Source organism: Phenylobacterium sp., assembly GCF_041919955.1.
Lineage (GTDB): Bacteria > Pseudomonadota > Alphaproteobacteria > Caulobacterales > Caulobacteraceae > Phenylobacterium.
The window spans coordinates 194,123-208,490 of the sequence record NZ_JAYRSU010000004.1 but is presented as its reverse complement, the minus strand read 5'-3'; the positions used below and the strand labels follow the sequence as shown (position 1 = coordinate 208,490).

General features: G+C 65.1%; 26 protein-coding genes. All 26 read left to right on the top strand.

Features of this window, described 5'->3' with window-relative positions:
* A partial coding sequence (gene rplV / locus ACE3T2_RS05855) for a 50S ribosomal protein L22 (RefSeq protein WP_374655650.1) occupies positions 1 to 241 on the top strand: 241 nt, incomplete at its 5' end.
* The gene (rpsC, locus tag ACE3T2_RS05850; protein WP_374655648.1) at positions 241 to 999 is read left to right on the top strand and encodes a 30S ribosomal protein S3; all 759 of its coding nucleotides are present in this window, start codon (positions 241 to 243) and stop codon (positions 997 to 999) included. The genes rplV and rpsC, both read left to right, overlap by 1 nt.
* 9 nt (positions 1,000 to 1,008) lie before the next feature.
* On the top strand, positions 1,009 to 1,437 hold the full coding sequence (gene rplP / locus ACE3T2_RS05845; RefSeq protein WP_374655645.1) for a 50S ribosomal protein L16: 429 nt from the start codon (positions 1,009 to 1,011) through the stop codon (positions 1,435 to 1,437).
* Entirely contained in the window at positions 1,437 to 1,631 is a 195-nt protein-coding gene (rpmC, locus tag ACE3T2_RS05840; RefSeq protein ID WP_374655643.1) for a 50S ribosomal protein L29, read from the top strand. Before rplP ends, rpmC begins: the two co-directional genes overlap by 1 nt.
* Positions 1,632 to 1,644: 13 nt before the next feature.
* Entirely contained in the window at positions 1,645 to 1,896 is a 252-nt protein-coding gene (rpsQ, locus tag ACE3T2_RS05835; RefSeq protein WP_374655641.1) for a 30S ribosomal protein S17, read from the top strand.
* A 15-nt stretch (positions 1,897 to 1,911) separates the two neighbouring features.
* Positions 1,912 to 2,280, top strand: coding sequence for a 50S ribosomal protein L14 (rplN, locus tag ACE3T2_RS05830; protein ID WP_374532381.1), 369 nt, complete (start codon positions 1,912 to 1,914; stop codon positions 2,278 to 2,280).
* Complete coding sequence (rplX, locus tag ACE3T2_RS05825; protein ID WP_374655639.1) at positions 2,280 to 2,594, top strand: 50S ribosomal protein L24; 315 nt, start codon at positions 2,280 to 2,282, stop codon at positions 2,592 to 2,594. The genes rplN and rplX overlap by 1 nt, the downstream gene beginning before the upstream one ends.
* Positions 2,587 to 3,147: a 50S ribosomal protein L5 gene (rplE, locus tag ACE3T2_RS05820; protein ID WP_374655637.1), complete on the top strand. Its 561-nt coding sequence runs from the start codon at positions 2,587 to 2,589 to the stop codon at positions 3,145 to 3,147. Before rplX ends, rplE begins: the two co-directional genes overlap by 8 nt.
* 21 nt (positions 3,148 to 3,168) lie before the next feature.
* Positions 3,169 to 3,474: a 30S ribosomal protein S14 gene (gene rpsN / locus ACE3T2_RS05815; RefSeq protein ID WP_374655635.1), complete on the top strand. Its 306-nt coding sequence runs from the start codon at positions 3,169 to 3,171 to the stop codon at positions 3,472 to 3,474.
* Positions 3,475 to 3,484: 10 nt separating this feature from the next.
* Complete coding sequence (rpsH, locus tag ACE3T2_RS05810; protein ID WP_374655633.1) at positions 3,485 to 3,880, top strand: 30S ribosomal protein S8; 396 nt, start codon at positions 3,485 to 3,487, stop codon at positions 3,878 to 3,880.
* Position 3,881: 1 nt separating this feature from the next.
* Complete coding sequence (rplF, locus tag ACE3T2_RS05805) at positions 3,882 to 4,415, top strand: 50S ribosomal protein L6 (RefSeq protein WP_374655631.1); 534 nt, start codon at positions 3,882 to 3,884, stop codon at positions 4,413 to 4,415.
* Positions 4,416 to 4,418: 3 nt separating this feature from the next.
* Positions 4,419 to 4,772 carry a 50S ribosomal protein L18 gene (gene rplR, locus ACE3T2_RS05800; protein WP_374655629.1) on the top strand — a complete coding sequence of 118 codons (354 nt, stop codon included), beginning with the start codon at positions 4,419 to 4,421 and terminating at the stop codon, positions 4,770 to 4,772.
* A 10-nt stretch (positions 4,773 to 4,782) separates the two neighbouring features.
* Positions 4,783 to 5,391 carry a 30S ribosomal protein S5 gene (rpsE, locus tag ACE3T2_RS05795; RefSeq protein WP_374655627.1) on the top strand — a complete coding sequence of 203 codons (609 nt, stop codon included), beginning with the start codon at positions 4,783 to 4,785 and terminating at the stop codon, positions 5,389 to 5,391.
* A gap of 3 nt (positions 5,392 to 5,394) precedes the next feature.
* On the top strand, positions 5,395 to 5,574 hold the full coding sequence (rpmD, locus tag ACE3T2_RS05790) for a 50S ribosomal protein L30 (protein WP_374655625.1): 180 nt from the start codon (positions 5,395 to 5,397) through the stop codon (positions 5,572 to 5,574).
* Between the two features lie 139 nt (positions 5,575 to 5,713).
* A complete protein-coding gene (rplO, locus tag ACE3T2_RS05785) occupies positions 5,714 to 6,199 on the top strand; it encodes a 50S ribosomal protein L15 (RefSeq protein WP_374655623.1) in 486 nt (161 codons plus the stop codon).
* A 160-nt stretch (positions 6,200 to 6,359) separates the two neighbouring features.
* Positions 6,360 to 7,709, top strand: coding sequence for a preprotein translocase subunit SecY (secY, locus tag ACE3T2_RS05780; protein ID WP_374655621.1), 1,350 nt, complete (start codon positions 6,360 to 6,362; stop codon positions 7,707 to 7,709).
* A gap of 53 nt (positions 7,710 to 7,762) precedes the next feature.
* On the top strand, positions 7,763 to 8,326 hold the full coding sequence (locus ACE3T2_RS05775) for an adenylate kinase (protein WP_374655619.1): 564 nt from the start codon (positions 7,763 to 7,765) through the stop codon (positions 8,324 to 8,326).
* 201 nt (positions 8,327 to 8,527) lie between these two features.
* Positions 8,528 to 8,896 (top strand): 30S ribosomal protein S13, encoded by a 369-nt coding sequence (gene rpsM, locus ACE3T2_RS05770; RefSeq protein ID WP_374655617.1) that lies wholly within the window; start codon positions 8,528 to 8,530, stop codon positions 8,894 to 8,896.
* Positions 8,897 to 8,908: 12 nt separating this feature from the next.
* Positions 8,909 to 9,298 carry a 30S ribosomal protein S11 gene (gene rpsK / locus ACE3T2_RS05765; RefSeq protein WP_056018114.1) on the top strand — a complete coding sequence of 130 codons (390 nt, stop codon included), beginning with the start codon at positions 8,909 to 8,911 and terminating at the stop codon, positions 9,296 to 9,298.
* Positions 9,299 to 9,378: 80 nt separating this feature from the next.
* Positions 9,379 to 10,395, top strand: a complete 1,017-nt coding sequence (locus ACE3T2_RS05760; RefSeq protein ID WP_267231802.1) for a DNA-directed RNA polymerase subunit alpha — start codon at positions 9,379 to 9,381, stop codon at positions 10,393 to 10,395.
* A 212-nt stretch (positions 10,396 to 10,607) separates the two neighbouring features.
* Positions 10,608 to 11,027 (top strand): 50S ribosomal protein L17, encoded by a 420-nt coding sequence (gene rplQ / locus ACE3T2_RS05755; RefSeq protein ID WP_374655614.1) that lies wholly within the window; start codon positions 10,608 to 10,610, stop codon positions 11,025 to 11,027.
* A 236-nt stretch (positions 11,028 to 11,263) separates the two neighbouring features.
* Complete coding sequence (locus ACE3T2_RS05750; protein WP_374655612.1) at positions 11,264 to 11,719, top strand: VOC family protein; 456 nt, start codon at positions 11,264 to 11,266, stop codon at positions 11,717 to 11,719.
* Positions 11,720 to 11,732: 13 nt separating this feature from the next.
* Positions 11,733 to 12,179, top strand: coding sequence for a VOC family protein (locus ACE3T2_RS05745; protein WP_374655610.1), 447 nt, complete (start codon positions 11,733 to 11,735; stop codon positions 12,177 to 12,179).
* Complete coding sequence (locus ACE3T2_RS05740; protein WP_374655608.1) at positions 12,170 to 12,508, top strand: ArsR/SmtB family transcription factor; 339 nt, start codon at positions 12,170 to 12,172, stop codon at positions 12,506 to 12,508. The genes ACE3T2_RS05745 and ACE3T2_RS05740 overlap by 10 nt, the downstream gene beginning before the upstream one ends.
* Positions 12,505 to 12,972: an SRPBCC family protein gene (locus tag ACE3T2_RS05735; protein ID WP_374655606.1), complete on the top strand. Its 468-nt coding sequence runs from the start codon at positions 12,505 to 12,507 to the stop codon at positions 12,970 to 12,972. Before ACE3T2_RS05740 ends, ACE3T2_RS05735 begins: the two co-directional genes overlap by 4 nt.
* A 65-nt stretch (positions 12,973 to 13,037) precedes the next feature.
* Positions 13,038 to 14,303 (top strand): TCR/Tet family MFS transporter, encoded by a 1,266-nt coding sequence (locus tag ACE3T2_RS05730; RefSeq protein ID WP_374655604.1) that lies wholly within the window; start codon positions 13,038 to 13,040, stop codon positions 14,301 to 14,303.
* Positions 14,304 to 14,368: the final 65 nt, after the last annotated feature.

The window sequence follows — 14,368 nt, the reverse complement described above, 5'->3', positions numbered from 1 at the left end:
GCTGGAGTTCAGCCACAAGCGCATCGCCCGCGATGTGCGCAAGGCGCTCTACTCGGCCATCTCGAACGCCGAGAACAACCACAACCTCGACATCGACAATCTCGTCGTGGCCGAGGCCTTCGTGGGCAAGAACCTGGTGATGAAGCGCTTCGCCGCCCGCGCTCGCGGCCGCGCTTCGCGCATCGAAAAGCCGTTCAGCGAGATCACTATCGTGGTCCGCGAATTGGGTGAGGCCGCCTGATGGGTCAGAAAGTCAATCCGGTCGGGCTTCGCCTCGGCATCAACCGCACGTGGGACTCGCGCTGGTTCGCCAAGAAGGCGGACTACGGCAAGCTCCTGCATGAGGACATCAAGATCCGCCGTCAGCTGAAGAAGCGCCTGTACCAAGCCGGCGTTTCGCGGATCATCATCGAGCGTCCGCACAAGAAGTGCCGCATCACCATCTATGCCGCGCGCCCCGGCGTGATCATCGGCAAGAAGGGCGCGGACATCGACAAGCTGCGCAAGGACGTCGCTGCGATCACCGAGGGCGAAGTTCACCTGAACATCGTCGAGATCCGCAAGCCGGAAACCGACGCCCAGCTGGTGGCCGAGAACATCGCCCAGCAGCTCGAGCGCCGCGTCGCCTTCCGTCGGGCCATGAAGCGTTCGCTGCAAAGCGCGATGCGTCTGGGCGCCAAGGGCATGCGTATCGAGGTCGCCGGCCGTCTGGGCGGCGCTGAAATCGCGCGCACCGAGAGCTACCACGAGGGCCGCGTTCCGCGTCACACCCTGCGCGCCGACATCGACTACGGCGTGACCGAAGCCTCCACCACCTACGGCATCATCGGTGTCAAGGTGTGGGTCTTCAAGGGCGAGGTGCTGGAGCACGACCCGATGGCTCTCGACAAGCGCCTGGCCTCGGAATCCGGCCCGGCCGGCGAGGGCGGTGGACGTGAACGCGGCGACCGCGGTGACCGCGGCCCGCGCCGCGACCGCCGTGAGCAAGCGGGAGCCTAAGGTAGAGCCATGCTGTCTCCGAAGAAGACCAAGTACCGCAAGCAGTTCAAGGGCAAGATCCACGGCACGGCGAAGGGCGGCTTCTCGCTGAACTTCGGCTCCTACGGTCTGAAGTCCGTCGAACCGGAACGCATCACCGCTCGCCAGATCGAAGCGGCTCGTCGGGCGATCACTCGCCAGATGAAGCGCCAAGGTCGCGTCTGGATCCGGATCTTCCCGGACGTTCCGGTCACCGACAAGCCGGCCGAAGTGCGGATGGGTAAGGGCAAGGGCGCGGTCGAGTACTGGGCCGCGCGCGTTCACCCCGGCCGGATCATGTTTGAAATCGACGGCGTGCCGGACGATGTGGCCCGTGAAGCTCTGCGCCTCGGCGCGGCCAAGCTTCCGGTGAAGACCCGCATCGTCACCCGCATCGACGCCGCCGTGGAGCCTGCGTGATGAAGATCGACGATATCCGTGGCATGACGCCCGACCAACTCGGCGAGGCCCTGCTGAACCTGAAGAAGGAGCAGTTCAACCTGCGCTTCCAGGCGGCGACCGGCCAGGTCGAGAAGACCCACCGCGTGAACGAAGTCCGCAAGGACATCGCGCGGATCAAGACCGTCCTGCGCTCCAAGCAGACCGCGGCCTAAGGAGACAACGAACATGCCGAAGCGAATTCTCGAAGGCGTCGTCGTCTCGGACAAGGGCGACAAGACTGTTGTTGTGAAGGTCGAGCGTACCTTCCTGCATCCGGTGCTGAAGAAGACCGTTCGTCGGTCGAAGAAGTACCACGCCCATGACGAGGCCAACGTCTACAAGGCCGGCGATGTGGCTCGCATCATCGAATGCGCGCCGAAGTCGAAAACCAAGACCTGGGAAGTGCTGCCGAAGGGCGCCGCCCAGCAAGCCTCCTAAAGAAAGTCTCATCCCATGATTCAGATGCAGACTAACCTCGAGGTCGCCGACAATTCCGGCGCCCGTCGTGTGATGTGCATCAAGGTGCTCGGCGGCGCTGGTCGCCGCTACGCCAGCGTCGGCGACAAGATCGTCGTCTCCGTGAAGGAAGCCATCCCGCGCGGTCGCGTGAAGAAGGGCGACGTGCTGCAGGCGATCGTCGTGCGCACGTCCTCGGCGATCAAGCGCAAGGACGGTTCGGTGATCCGTTTCGACAAGAACGCCGCCGTCATCGTGAACAAGCAATCCGAGCCGATCGGCACGCGGATCTTTGGCCCGGTTCCCCGTGAACTGCGCGCGAAGAACCACATGAAGATCATTTCGCTCGCCCCCGAGGTGCTGTGATGGCTGCGAAGATCAAGAAGGGCGACCGCGTCGTCGTCCTGACGGGCAAGGACAAGGGCCGCCAAGGCGCCGTCCTGCGCGTCCTGCCGAAGGAAGACCGCGTCGTGGTCGAAGGCCTGAACCTGGTTCAGCGCCACACCCGCCCGACGCAGATGGATCCGCAAGGCGGCATCAAGAATAAGGAAGCGGCGATCCACATCTCGAACGTGGCCATCGTCGACTCCAACGGCAAGCCGACCCGCGTCGGCTTCCGGGTCGAAGGCGACAAGAAGGTCCGTGTCGCCAAGACGACCGGTGAGGTGATCAATGGCTGAGCAAGCTTACGAACCGCGGCTTAAGACCGAATATCGCCAGCGCATCCGCGCGGCGATGAAGGAACAGTTCGCCTACTCGAACGAGATGCAGATCCCCAAGCTGGACAAGATCGTCCTGAACATGGGGATCGGCGAGGCCGTGACCGACTCCAAGAAGGTCCAGGCCGCGATCGCCGATCTCACCAAGATCGCCGGTCAGAAGCCGGTGGCGACCCGCGCCCGCAACTCCATCGCCGGCTTCAAGCTGCGCGAAGGCATGGTGGTCGGCGCCAAGGTCACCCTGCGCAAGGATCGCATGTACGAGTTCCTGGACCGTCTGATCACGATCGCTCTGCCGCGCGTGAAGGACTTCCGGGGCCTGAAGCCCACTTCGTTCGACGGTCGTGGCAACTACGCCATGGGTCTGAAGGAGCACATCGTGTTCCCGGAGATCAACTACGACCAGATCGATCAGATGTGGGGCATGGACATCATCGTCGCCACCACTGCGAAGACCGACGAAGAAGCCCGTCAGCTTCTTCGGGAATTCCAGTTCCCGTTCGTTCAAGCGTAAGCGGCGGGAAGGAAAGAACAAATGGCCAAGAAAAGCGCTGTCAATCGCAACGAGATGGTCCGCAAGCTGGTGAAGCAGTTCGCCAGCAAGCGCGAAGAGCTCAAGGCGATCGCCAACGACGAGAGCCTGCCGCTCGAAGAACGCTTCGAAGCGCGTCTGAAGCTCGCCGAACTGCCGCGCAACTCGTCCAAGACCCGCATCCGCAACCGGTGCGAAGTCACGGGCCGTCCGCGCGCCTACTACCGCAAGCTTAAGATGAGCCGGATCGCCTTGCGCGAACTGGGTTCGAACGGCCAGATCCCTGGCCTCGTCAAGTCGAGCTGGTGAGGAGGGTCTCATGGTGAACGACCCCGTTGGCGATATGATCGCCCGCATCAAGAACGCCGCCACCCGTGGCCGTTCGAAGGTTTCTACGCCGGCTTCGAAGATGCGCGCGCGCGTCCTCGACGTCCTGGCGGACGAAGGCTACATCCGCGGCTATCAACTCGTTCAGAAGCCGGGCGCTTTCCCGGAGTTCGAGATCGAGCTGAAGTACTTCGACGGCCAGCCGGTGATCGCTGAGATCCGCCGGGTGTCGAAGCCGGGCCGCCGCGTCTATTCGTCGATCAAGGACCTGAAGCCGATCAAGAACGGCCTCGGGATCTCGATCCTGTCGACGCCGAAGGGCGTCATGTCGGACACGGCCGCGCGTGACGCGAACGTGGGCGGCGAAGTCCTGTTGCGGGTCTACTAAGATGTCGCGGATTGGAAAGAAGGCGGTCGCCGTCCCCTCGGGCGTGACGGTGACCATCGACGGCCAGACCGTCACGGTGAAGGGACCGAAGGGTCAACTCGCCTGGACCGTCGCCGACGAAATCGAAGTGAAGCAGGAGGGCGCTGAGCTCGTCCTGTCGAAGCGGGTCGACACCACGCGGGCGCAAGCCATGTGGGGCCTTTCGCGCACCCTGGTCTCCAATATGGTCCAGGGCGTTACGCAGGGCTTCGAGAAGACCCTCGAACTGGTCGGCGTCGGCTATCGCGCGGCGATGAAGGGCAATGCGCTCTCCATGCAGCTGGGCTTCAGTCACGACGTGGACGTGCCGCCGCCCGCCGGCGTCACCTTCGCGGTGCCGAAGCAGACCGAGATCAAGATCTCGGGCATCGACAAGCAGGTCGTCGGCGAGATCGCCTCGCAGATCCGTCGCCTGCGCCCGCCGGAACCCTACAAGGGCAAGGGCGTGCGCTATGCGGGCGAGAAGGTTCGCCGCAAGGAAGGCAAGAAGAAGTAGGCCATGGCTCTTAAACCCCGTGACACCGCCAAGCGCCGCGCTGAGCGCACGCGCATCCGCCTGCGGTCGGTGGCGAATGGTCGGCCGCGTCTGTCGGTCTTCCGCTCGTCCAAGAACATCTACGCCCAGGTCATCGATGATGAGCGCGGCGTGACCCTGGCTGCCGCCTCGACCCTCGAGGGCGACAAGCAGAAGGGTTCCGACAAGGACGCCGCCGCCCGTGTGGGCGCGCTCGTGGCGCAACGCGCCATCGAAAAGGGTGTCAAGGACGTCGTCTTCGATCGTGGCGGGTACATCTACCACGGCCGGGTGAAAGCCCTGGCCGACGCCGCGCGCGAAGCCGGCCTGAACTTCTAAGGGTACGCTGATGGCTCGTGGAAACGAACAACGTGGCGAAGGCGGCGGTCAGCGTCGCGGTCGTGACCGGGGCGCCCCGCAGGAAGAGCGGGTCGACTCCGACATCGTCGAAAAGCTGGTTCACATCAACCGGGTTGCGGCCACTGTGAAGGGCGGCCGGCGCTTCTCGTTCGCCGCCCTGATGGTGGTGGGCGACCAGAAGGGCCGCGTCGGCTATGGCCATGGCAAGGCGCGTGAAGTGCCGGAAGCCATCCGCAAGGCGACGGAAGAAGCCAAGAAGTCCATGATCCGTGTGCCGCTCCGCGAGAGCCGCACCCTGCACCACGACGGCGCTGGCCGTTGGGGCGCTGGCAAGGTCATGGTCCGCTCGGCGCCTCCCGGCACCGGCGTCATCGCCGGCGGTCCGATGCGTGCGGTCCTCGAAACCCTCGGCGTTCAGGACGTCGTCGGCAAGTCGGTCGGCTCGTCGAACCCCTACAACATGGTGCGCGCGACCTTCGAGGCGCTGAAGGCTCAGTCTTCGCCCCGCCAGGTCGCCGCCAAGCGCGGCAAGAAGGTCGCCGACGTGCTGGGCCGCAAGGCCGACGGCGCTGCGGTCGCCGCCGCTGACGGAGAGTAATCCATGGCTAAGGTGACCGTTCGCCAGATTGCGAGCCCGATCCGCCGCAAGAGCGATCAGCGCGCCACCCTCATCGGGCTGGGCCTGAACCGCATCGGCCGCGTGTCGGTCCTTGAAGACAACCCGTCCGTGCGCGGGATGATCGCCAAGGTCCACCACATGGTGGAAGTCGTCGAAGGCTAAATCAGCCTTAGGACTGGACGTTTTGGAGAGGCGGCGCCAAAAGCGTCGCCTCTTCGGCCGTTTCGGCGGCCGCAATTGATTTTCTTCAGCCGAGTCCGGGCGGTCGCCCGGGCGACAGATCTCCAAGGAGAGGCGTCACATGACCAAGCTCAACGAACTCAGCCCCCGCGAAGGCTCCACCAAGAACCGCATGCGCGTCGGCCGCGGCCCGGGCTCGGGCAAGGGCAAGACCGGCGGCCGCGGCGTGAAGGGCCAGAAGTCCCGCACCGGCGTTTCGATCGCCGGCTTCGAGGGCGGCCAGATGCCGCTGCACATGCGTATGCCGAAGCGCGGCTTCAACAACCCCTTCGCCAAGGAGTTCGCCGAGGTGAACCTGTGGCGCCTGGAGCAGGCGATCGCCGCCGGCAAGCTCGACGCCAAGAAGGCCATCGACGGCGCCGCCCTGGTGGCCGCCGGCGTCCTGCGCCGTGAAAAGGACGGCGTGAAGCTGCTGGGCAAGGGCGAACTGAAGTCGAAGATCGACATCACCGTCTACTCGGCTTCCGCCTCGGCCAAGGCCGCGGTCGAAAAGGCTGGCGGCAAGGTCACCACGACCGCGCCGGCCGCCGCCGAAGCCGCCGAGTAAGCAAGCCTGATCCCCGCCTGGCGCGGGGACCCAAGGCTGATCTCCGGCGCGCTGGCGCCCATGCTTCCGCTGCGGCTGGGGCAGGGCGCCGCAAGAGCGCCGGATGACAGCGCAGGACGGACCCCCTATGTACGGGCGGTCCATCAGTCTGGGGTTCTAAATGGCTTCGGCCGCCGAACAGCTCGCAGCAAACATGAACTTCGGCGCCTTCCAGAAGGCGACGGAGCTCCACAAGCGCATCTGGTTCACCCTGATCGCGCTGGTCGTCTACCGCCTCGGGACCTACATCCCGATTCCCGGCATCGATCCGGCCGCCTTCGCCCAGGCATTCCAAGGCCAGGCGCAGGGCATCCTGGGCATGTTCAACATGTTCTCGGGGGGCGCGGTCCAGCGGATGGCGATCTTCTCGCTGAACGTGATGCCCTACATCTCGGCTTCGATCATCGTCCAGCTGCTGGGCACGGTCTATCCGCCGTGGGAAAAGCTGCGGAAGGAAGGCGGGGAAGCGGGCCGCAAGACCCTCAACCAGTACACCCGCTATCTGACGGTGATGCTGGCGCTCGTGCAGTCGGCCGCCATCGCCATGGGGCTGCAAAACAGCCCAGGCCTGGTGCTGAACCCCGGGATCTTCTTCCTGGCCTCGACGATCGTCACCCTGACGGGCGGCACCCTGTTCCTGATGTGGTTGGGCGAGCAGATCACCAGCCGGGGCGTCGGCAACGGCGTCTCGCTGATCATCTTCGCGGGCATCGTGGCCGTGCTGCCGCAGGGTATCTGGCAGATGTTCACCATGACGCGGACGGGGTCGCTCTCGGCCTTCGCCATGTTCGCGATCATCGCCCTGGCCATCGCGGTCGTGTTCGCCATCGTGTTCATGGAACGCTCGCAACGCCGCCTGCTGGTCCAGTATCCCAAGCGCCAGCAGGGCAACCGTATGTTCGGCGGCGACACCTCGTTCCTGCCGCTGAAGATCAACACCGCCGGCGTCATTCCGCCGATCTTCGCCTCTTCGCTGCTGCTGCTGCCGACGACCGCCATGGGCTTCCTGGCGACCGCCGAGCTGCCCGCCTGGGCGCAGTGGCTGCCGGGCATGGTCGGCCAGCTTCAGCATGGACGCCCGGCGTTCATGGTGATGTATGCGCTGCTGATCATCTTCTTCTGCTTCTTCTACACCTCGGTCGTCTTCAATCCGGACGACACCGCCGAGAACCTCCGCAAGTACGGCGGCTTCCTGCCGGGGATCCGTCCGGGCAAGCGCACGGCTGAGTACCTGGATTACGTGCTGACCCGCCTGACGGTGATCGGCGCGGCGTACATCACCATCGTCTGCCTGATGCCCGAGGCGTTGATCGCCTACTTCAAGGCGCCGTTCTATCTGGGCGGCACCTCGATCCTCATCGTGGTGAGCGTGACGATGGATACGGTGACCCAGATCCAGTCGCACCTGCTGGCCCACCAGTACGAAGGGCTGATCAAGAAGTCGAAGCTGCGCGGCGGACGCGCGCGCTAAGGGGCGGAAATAGGAACCGGCCGGGGGCGGCCGGGGAGGGGACATAAGACAAGATGAACTTGATCCTGTTCGGCCCGCCGGCGGCGGGGAAGGGCACTCAGGCCAAGCGCCTGGTCGAGGCCCGCAAGATGGTCCAGCTCTCCACCGGGGACATGCTGCGCGCCGCGATCGCTTCCGGCTCCGAGCTCGGCAAGAAGGTCGAAGGCGTCATGCAGCGCGGCGAGCTGGTCACCGACGAGATCGTCATCGCCCTGATCGAGGAACGCCTGCCGGAAGCCGAGGCCGCCGGCGGCGCGATCTTCGATGGTTTCCCTCGGACCTTGGCGCAAGCGAAGGCGCTGGACGAGATGCTGGCCAAGCGTGGCTCGCGAATCGATCTAGTGCTCCGCCTGAAGGTGGACGACGACCAACTGTTGCAACGGGTGGCCGGTCGCTTCGCCGAGTCGGGCCGCCCCGACGACAATCCCGAGAGCTTCAAGGTGCGGCTCTCGGCCTATAACGACCAGACCGCGCCGCTGCTGCCCTACTACAAAGACCAAGGGAAACTGGTCGAGTTGGATGGCATGGGCTCGATCGAGGACGTCGCCGCTGGAATCGACCAGGCCTTGCAGGGCTGATTCCGCGGACAAACCCGCCCAGCGGTCGCCGCGAGTCTGAAAAGCATCAGATTCCTGCGATTGCTCCATTGACGGAAACGCAACGTTCCCTATAACGGTGCGCTTCCGCGAAAGGGCGCGAAGGACGTGCCGGCCTTCCCACTTGGGACTCTGGGCCGGGGCGCCGTTCGCGCTTCTCTGCGTGACTAGGAGATTCAACGCGTGGCCCGTATCGCTGGCGTCAACATTCCGACTAACAAGCGCGTCGTCATCGCGCTGCAGTACATCCATGGGATCGGCCAGGCGAAAGCCAAGGAGATCGTCCAGAAGGTTGGCATTGAGGACGCTCGCCGCGTCAATCAGCTGACCGACGCGGAAGTCCTGCAGATCCGCGAGACGATCGACCGCGACTATCTGGTCGAAGGCGACCTGCGTCGCGAGACCGCGGTCAACATCAAGCGTCTGATGGACCTGGCCTGCTACCGCGGCCTGCGTCACCGCAAGGGCCTGCCGGTCCGTGGTCAGCGCACCCACACCAATGCTCGTACCCGCAAGGGTCCGGCCAAGCCGATCGCCGGCAAGAAGAAGTAAGAGAGCTTAGCGATGGCCAAGGAACCGGCTCGCGTCAAACGTCGCGAACGCAAGAACATCACCTCGGGCGTGGCGCACGTGAACGCCTCGTTCAACAACACCATGATCACCATCACGGACGCGCAGGGGAACACCATCTCCTGGTCGTCGGCCGGCATGATGGGCTTCAAGGGCTCCCGGAAGTCGACCCCCTACGCCGCTCAGATGGCGGCCGAGGACGCCGGCCGGAAGGCCGCCGAACATGGCGTCAAGACCCTCGAAGTGAACGTCTCCGGTCCGGGTTCCGGCCGTGAGTCGGCGCTGCGGGCTCTGCAAGCCGTCGGCATGACGATCACCACCATTCGCGACGTGACCCCCATTCCGCACAACGGCTGCCGTCCGCCGAAGCGCCGGCGGGTCTAAGTACCGCAGTACCGCACTCCCCACGCGCCGGACCGAGAACTTCGCGTCCGGCGATCCTGCGTTTCGAGGGACATCTCTACGTGATCGAAAGAAACTGGAACGAGCTCATCCGTCCCGAGAAGCCGCTGATCGAAGCCGGAACCGACGCGAACCGCAAGGCGCGCCTGGTGGCCGAGCCGCTCGAGCGCGGTTTCGGGGTGACGCTCGGCAACAGCCTCCGCCGGGTGCTTCTATCGTCGCTGCAGGGCGCGGCCGTGACCGCCGTCCAGATCGACGGCGTCGTGCATGAGTTCTCGTCGCTCGAGGGCGTCCGCGAAGACGTCGTCGACATCGTGCTGAACATTAAGCAGCTTGCGCTGCGCATGCACGCCGAGGGCCCCAAGCGCATGACGCTGAAGGCGACCGGTCCGGGCGTCGTCACCGCCGGCCAGATCGAAGTGCCGTCGGACATCGAGATCCTGAACCCCGACCACGTGCTCTGCACGCTGGACGACGGCGCCACCGTGCGCATGGAGTTCACGGTCAACAACGGCAAGGGCTACGTCCCGGCCGAGCGCAACCGTCCGGAAGACGCGCCGATCGGCCTCATCGCCGTCGACAGCCTCTATTCGCCGGTCAAGCGCGTCGCCTATCGCGTCGAGCCGACCCGCCAGGGACAGAGCCTCGACTACGACAAGCTGATCATGGAAGTGGAGACCAACGGCGCGATCTCGCCGGTGGACGCCGTGGCCTTCGCCGCCCGCATCCTGCAAGATCAGCTGCAGATCTTCATCACCTTCGAAGAGCCGAAGAAGAAGGTCGAGGGCGAGAGCAAGCCGGAGCTGCCGTTCAACCCGGCGCTGCTGAAGAAGGTCGACGAGCTGGAGCTCTCGGTCCGTTCGGCCAACTGCCTGAAGAACGACAACATCGTCTATATCGGCGACCTGATCCAGAAGACCGAGGCGGAAATGCTCCGCACTCCGAACTTCGGCCGCAAGTCGCTGAACGAGATCAAGGAAGTGCTCGCGGGCATGAACCTGCATCTCGGCATGGACGTGCCGAACTGGCCGCCGGAGAACATCGAAGAACTGGCGAAGAAGTTCGACGACCAGATGTAAGACTTCCCGGGGCCCGCCTAGCGGGCCTCGGTGTTTATGGACTATGCGCCGACTTCGCACCGCTTCAGCGGTGCGGGCCCGATGAAGCCGCAACGCGGTTGAGGGCCCCAGCGCTTCGTTTTGACCCAGGCGGGAGCAGGCTGGGACTTGGTTAGGCAAGGACGCGCGCCTTCGGCGTCGTCCAGCGGGTCGAGCGACCCAGGAGATATGAAATGCGTCACGGCAAAGCCCACCGCAAACTGGGGCGTACGACCGCCCACCGCACCGCCATGTTCGCCAACATGGCGGCGAGCCTGATCAAGCACGAGCAGATCGTCACGACCCTGCCGAAGGCCAAGGAACTGCGTCCGGTCGTCGAAAAGCTGGTCACCCTGGCCAAGCGCGGCGACCTGCACGCCCGTCGCCAGGCGATCAGCAAAGTCCGCGATGTCGAGCAAGTCGGCAAGCTCTTCGCCGTCCTCGGCCCGCGCTACAAGGAACGTCAGGGCGGCTACATCCGCGTCCTGAAGGCCGGTTACCGCTATGGCGACAACGCCCCGCTGGCCGTGATCGAGTTCGTTGATCGCGACCCGGCTGAAAAGGGCAAGGATTCGGGCCCGGTGCAGGTTTCGGCCTTCGGCGACGAAGACTAAGTCGCTTACGCAGTCCTATTTTTGCGAAGGCCCTGGACCCCGGTCCAGGGCCTTTTGCTTTGCGCAGCTCATGCCTCGGCATGCATCGCGAATAGCGCGGCCCCGTGAGATTATAATTGCGTGAAACGGAAAATATTGTAGGATTGAATAATCAAAAAGGGGGCGTCGGTGCTCTTGAACCATCTCGATCCGCAGATCGGAGCGCCGCAGTGTTCGTGCGGGGGATGGGGCGTGCGATGAGGGAAAGCGACGCGCTTCCAACCATCGGCCCCTTGCTCTGGTATCGTGATCCGATGGCCGCGATCGCCTGGCTGGAGCGGGCCTTCGGCTTCGAGACCCGGATGGTCGTCGAGGACGGCAAGGGTGGGGTCATCCATTCCGACCTGCGTCTCGGCGACGGCTACATCATGGTCGTCGGACCGCCCGGCGGCCGGGTGGTCAGTCCGGCAGTTTTCGGCGGGCGGGCGACCCAGTCGGTCCACGTCCAGATCCGGGCGGGGATCGACGCGCTCTGCGAGCGAGCCCGCGCGGCCGGGGCGGCTATCGAGCGCGAACCGGCGGACCAACCCTATGGAGATCGGGTCTTCACCTGTCGCGATCTCGAAGATCACCCCTGGTCGTTTGGCCAGACGGTGCAGGCGATGTCGCTCGCCGAGATGGAAACGGCCACCGGCCACAAGATCAGAACTTGAAGGAAGAGGCTCCATGGCGATTACCGTGCGTTCCGCCGTGTTCTACCAGGACCCCAAGGCCGCCCTGGCCTGGCTCGAGAAGGCCTTCGGTTTCGAGCTCTCGATGCTGCTGGAGGACACCGAGGGCAACGTCGCCCACTCACAGATGGAGCTCGGCGACAGCTACATCATGGTCGGCCAGGAATGGAGCGCCGATCACAAGAGCCCCAAGTCGATCGGCGGCAAGAACACGCAGACTCTGCATATCCAGATCGACGATGACCTGGAGGCCCACTATCAGCGCGCCAAGGCGGCTGGGGCCGAGATTATGGCCGAGCCCGAGACCCAGTTCTACGGCGACCGGACCTATCGCTGCCGCGATCCCGAAGGCCATATCTGGACGGTCTCGCAGACCGTGCAGGTCGTGAGCCGCGAGGAGGCCGAGGCCGCCAGCGGCCTGAAGATCACCGGATGGCGATGAGCGCCGTCGCGCTGATTGACACCACCCTGGCCGCGCTCGCCGATCCCTATCGGCGGCGCACGGTCGATCTGCTGGCGCGCGGACCGCGGCAGGCCGGAGAGCTGGCGCGCGAACTCGGCCTCTCTGCACCGACCATGAGCCGCCACCTGCGCACCCTGCGCGAGAGCGGACTGGTGGAGGAAAGCCATCCGCCGTTCGACGCCCGCGTCCGCATCTACGCCCTGAGGTCCGAACCGATGGTGCATCTGCTGCGATGGCTCGAGGAGAGCGAACGCCTGTGGAGTGAACAGCTTCTCGCCTTCAAAGCGCATGTCGAGGGGCGGGAGTGACCTCCAAGGTGTTCGTCGCCCTGCGGGTGAAGGCGCCGCGTGAGCGCGCCTTCGACGCCTTCGTGCGCGAGATCGGAGCCTGGTGGCGGCCGAACGGTCTCTTCCAGACCACGCCCCGCGCGCCCGGCATGCTGGCCTTCGAGCCGGGCGAGGGCGGGCGGCTGATCGAGACACTGGCGAACGGCAAGGTGTTCGAGATCGGCAGGATCACGACCTGGAAGCCGCCGGAGCGGTTGGTGTTCTCCTGGCGTCAGGCGACCTTCCCGCTCGATCTCCACACTGAAGTCGAGGTGCGGTTCGAGACGGTTGGGGAGGAGACCCGCGTCAGCGTCGAGCATCGCGGCTTCGATCAGGTGCCGCAGGGCAGCGCCGCCCGACACGGCTTCCCGGATCAGGCGCTGCTGATGCGTCTGGCCGAATGGTGGCGATCGTTGCTGACATCCTATGGCGAACGGGCCGCCTAGAAGCCTGGACGTGATAATGATGGGCCGACGGGGCGGCCCCTGACGAGTCCCCGACGGAGGAAGGCATGAGCGAACAGACCAGCGGCGCCGGCGGGCCCGACGACAAGCGTTGGGCCGCCGCCTTCCGGTTCATCTTCGCCGCGGCGGTGATCAATGCGATCTCGTTCGGGATCATGATCCCGGTGCTGCCGAACCTGATCAAGGAGTTCACCGGCGGGGACACGGCTGCGGCGTCGGAGTGGAACGTCGTCTTCGGTGCGGTCTGGGGGCTGATGCAGCTCTTCTGCGGGCCGATCCTGGGCATGATGTCCGACCGGTACGGCCGCCGGCCGATCATGCTGATCTCGCTTGGCGGCTTGGCCATCGACTTCCTGTTCATGGCGCTGGCGCCCAGCCTGGCCTGGCTGTTCGTCGGGCGGGTCATCAACGGCCTGACCGCCGCCAGCTTCTCGACCGCCAACGCCTATGTCGCCGACGTGACGCCGCCGCAGAAGCGGGCCAAGGCCTTCGGCTTCATGGGATCGGCCTTCTCGTTCGGCTTCATCGTGGGGCCGGTGCTGGGCGGCTTCCTCGGCGACATCGACCTGCGCCTGCCGTTCTTCGTGGCCGCGGGCCTGACCGCCCTCAACTGGCTCTATGGCTTCTTCGTTCTACCCGAGTCGCTGCCGGTCGAGCGCCGTGTGGCCAAGTTCGATTGGAAGCGCGCCAATCCGGTCGGCTCGCTCGGCTTTCTGCGCTCGCACAACGACCTGTTGGGCCTGGCGGGCGTCGGCTTCCTCTTCCAGCTGGCTCACACCGTCCTGCCGTCGATCTTCGTGCTCTATGCCGGCTACCGCTACGACTGGAGCCCCAGCATGATGGGCTTGACCATGATGGGCACCGGCATCTCTGGCGTCATCGTACAGACCCTGCTGGTCGGTCCCGTGGTCGCAAGGATCGGGGAGCGCGGCGCGCTGCTGCTCGGCGCGGTCGCCGGAGCCGCCGGCTTCCTGATCTACGGTCTGGCGTCCGAAGGCTGGATCTACATGGCCGGCATCCCGATCTTCGCCTTCATGAATTTCCTTATGCCAGGCCTGCAGGGTTTGATGACGCGGCGAGTCGAATCCTCGGCCCAGGGCCAGCTCCAGGGCGCCAACCAGGCGCTGCAGGGGATCGCGTCGGTCATCGGGCCTATCATCTTCGGCACGACCTTCGCCTGGTCGATCCGGCACGACGGCCAGATCCACGAGCCAGGCCTGGCCATCTTCCTCGCTTCGGGGATGCTGGTGGGCGCTTTCCTGCTGGCGCTCAAGGTCGGCCACGCGCCGAAGGTCGCTAACGCGGCCGCTTGAGGTAGCACCTCAGCAACATTTGCCCGTCAGCCTTGGCCCGGGCCGATCCCGGCGCCACCCTCCGC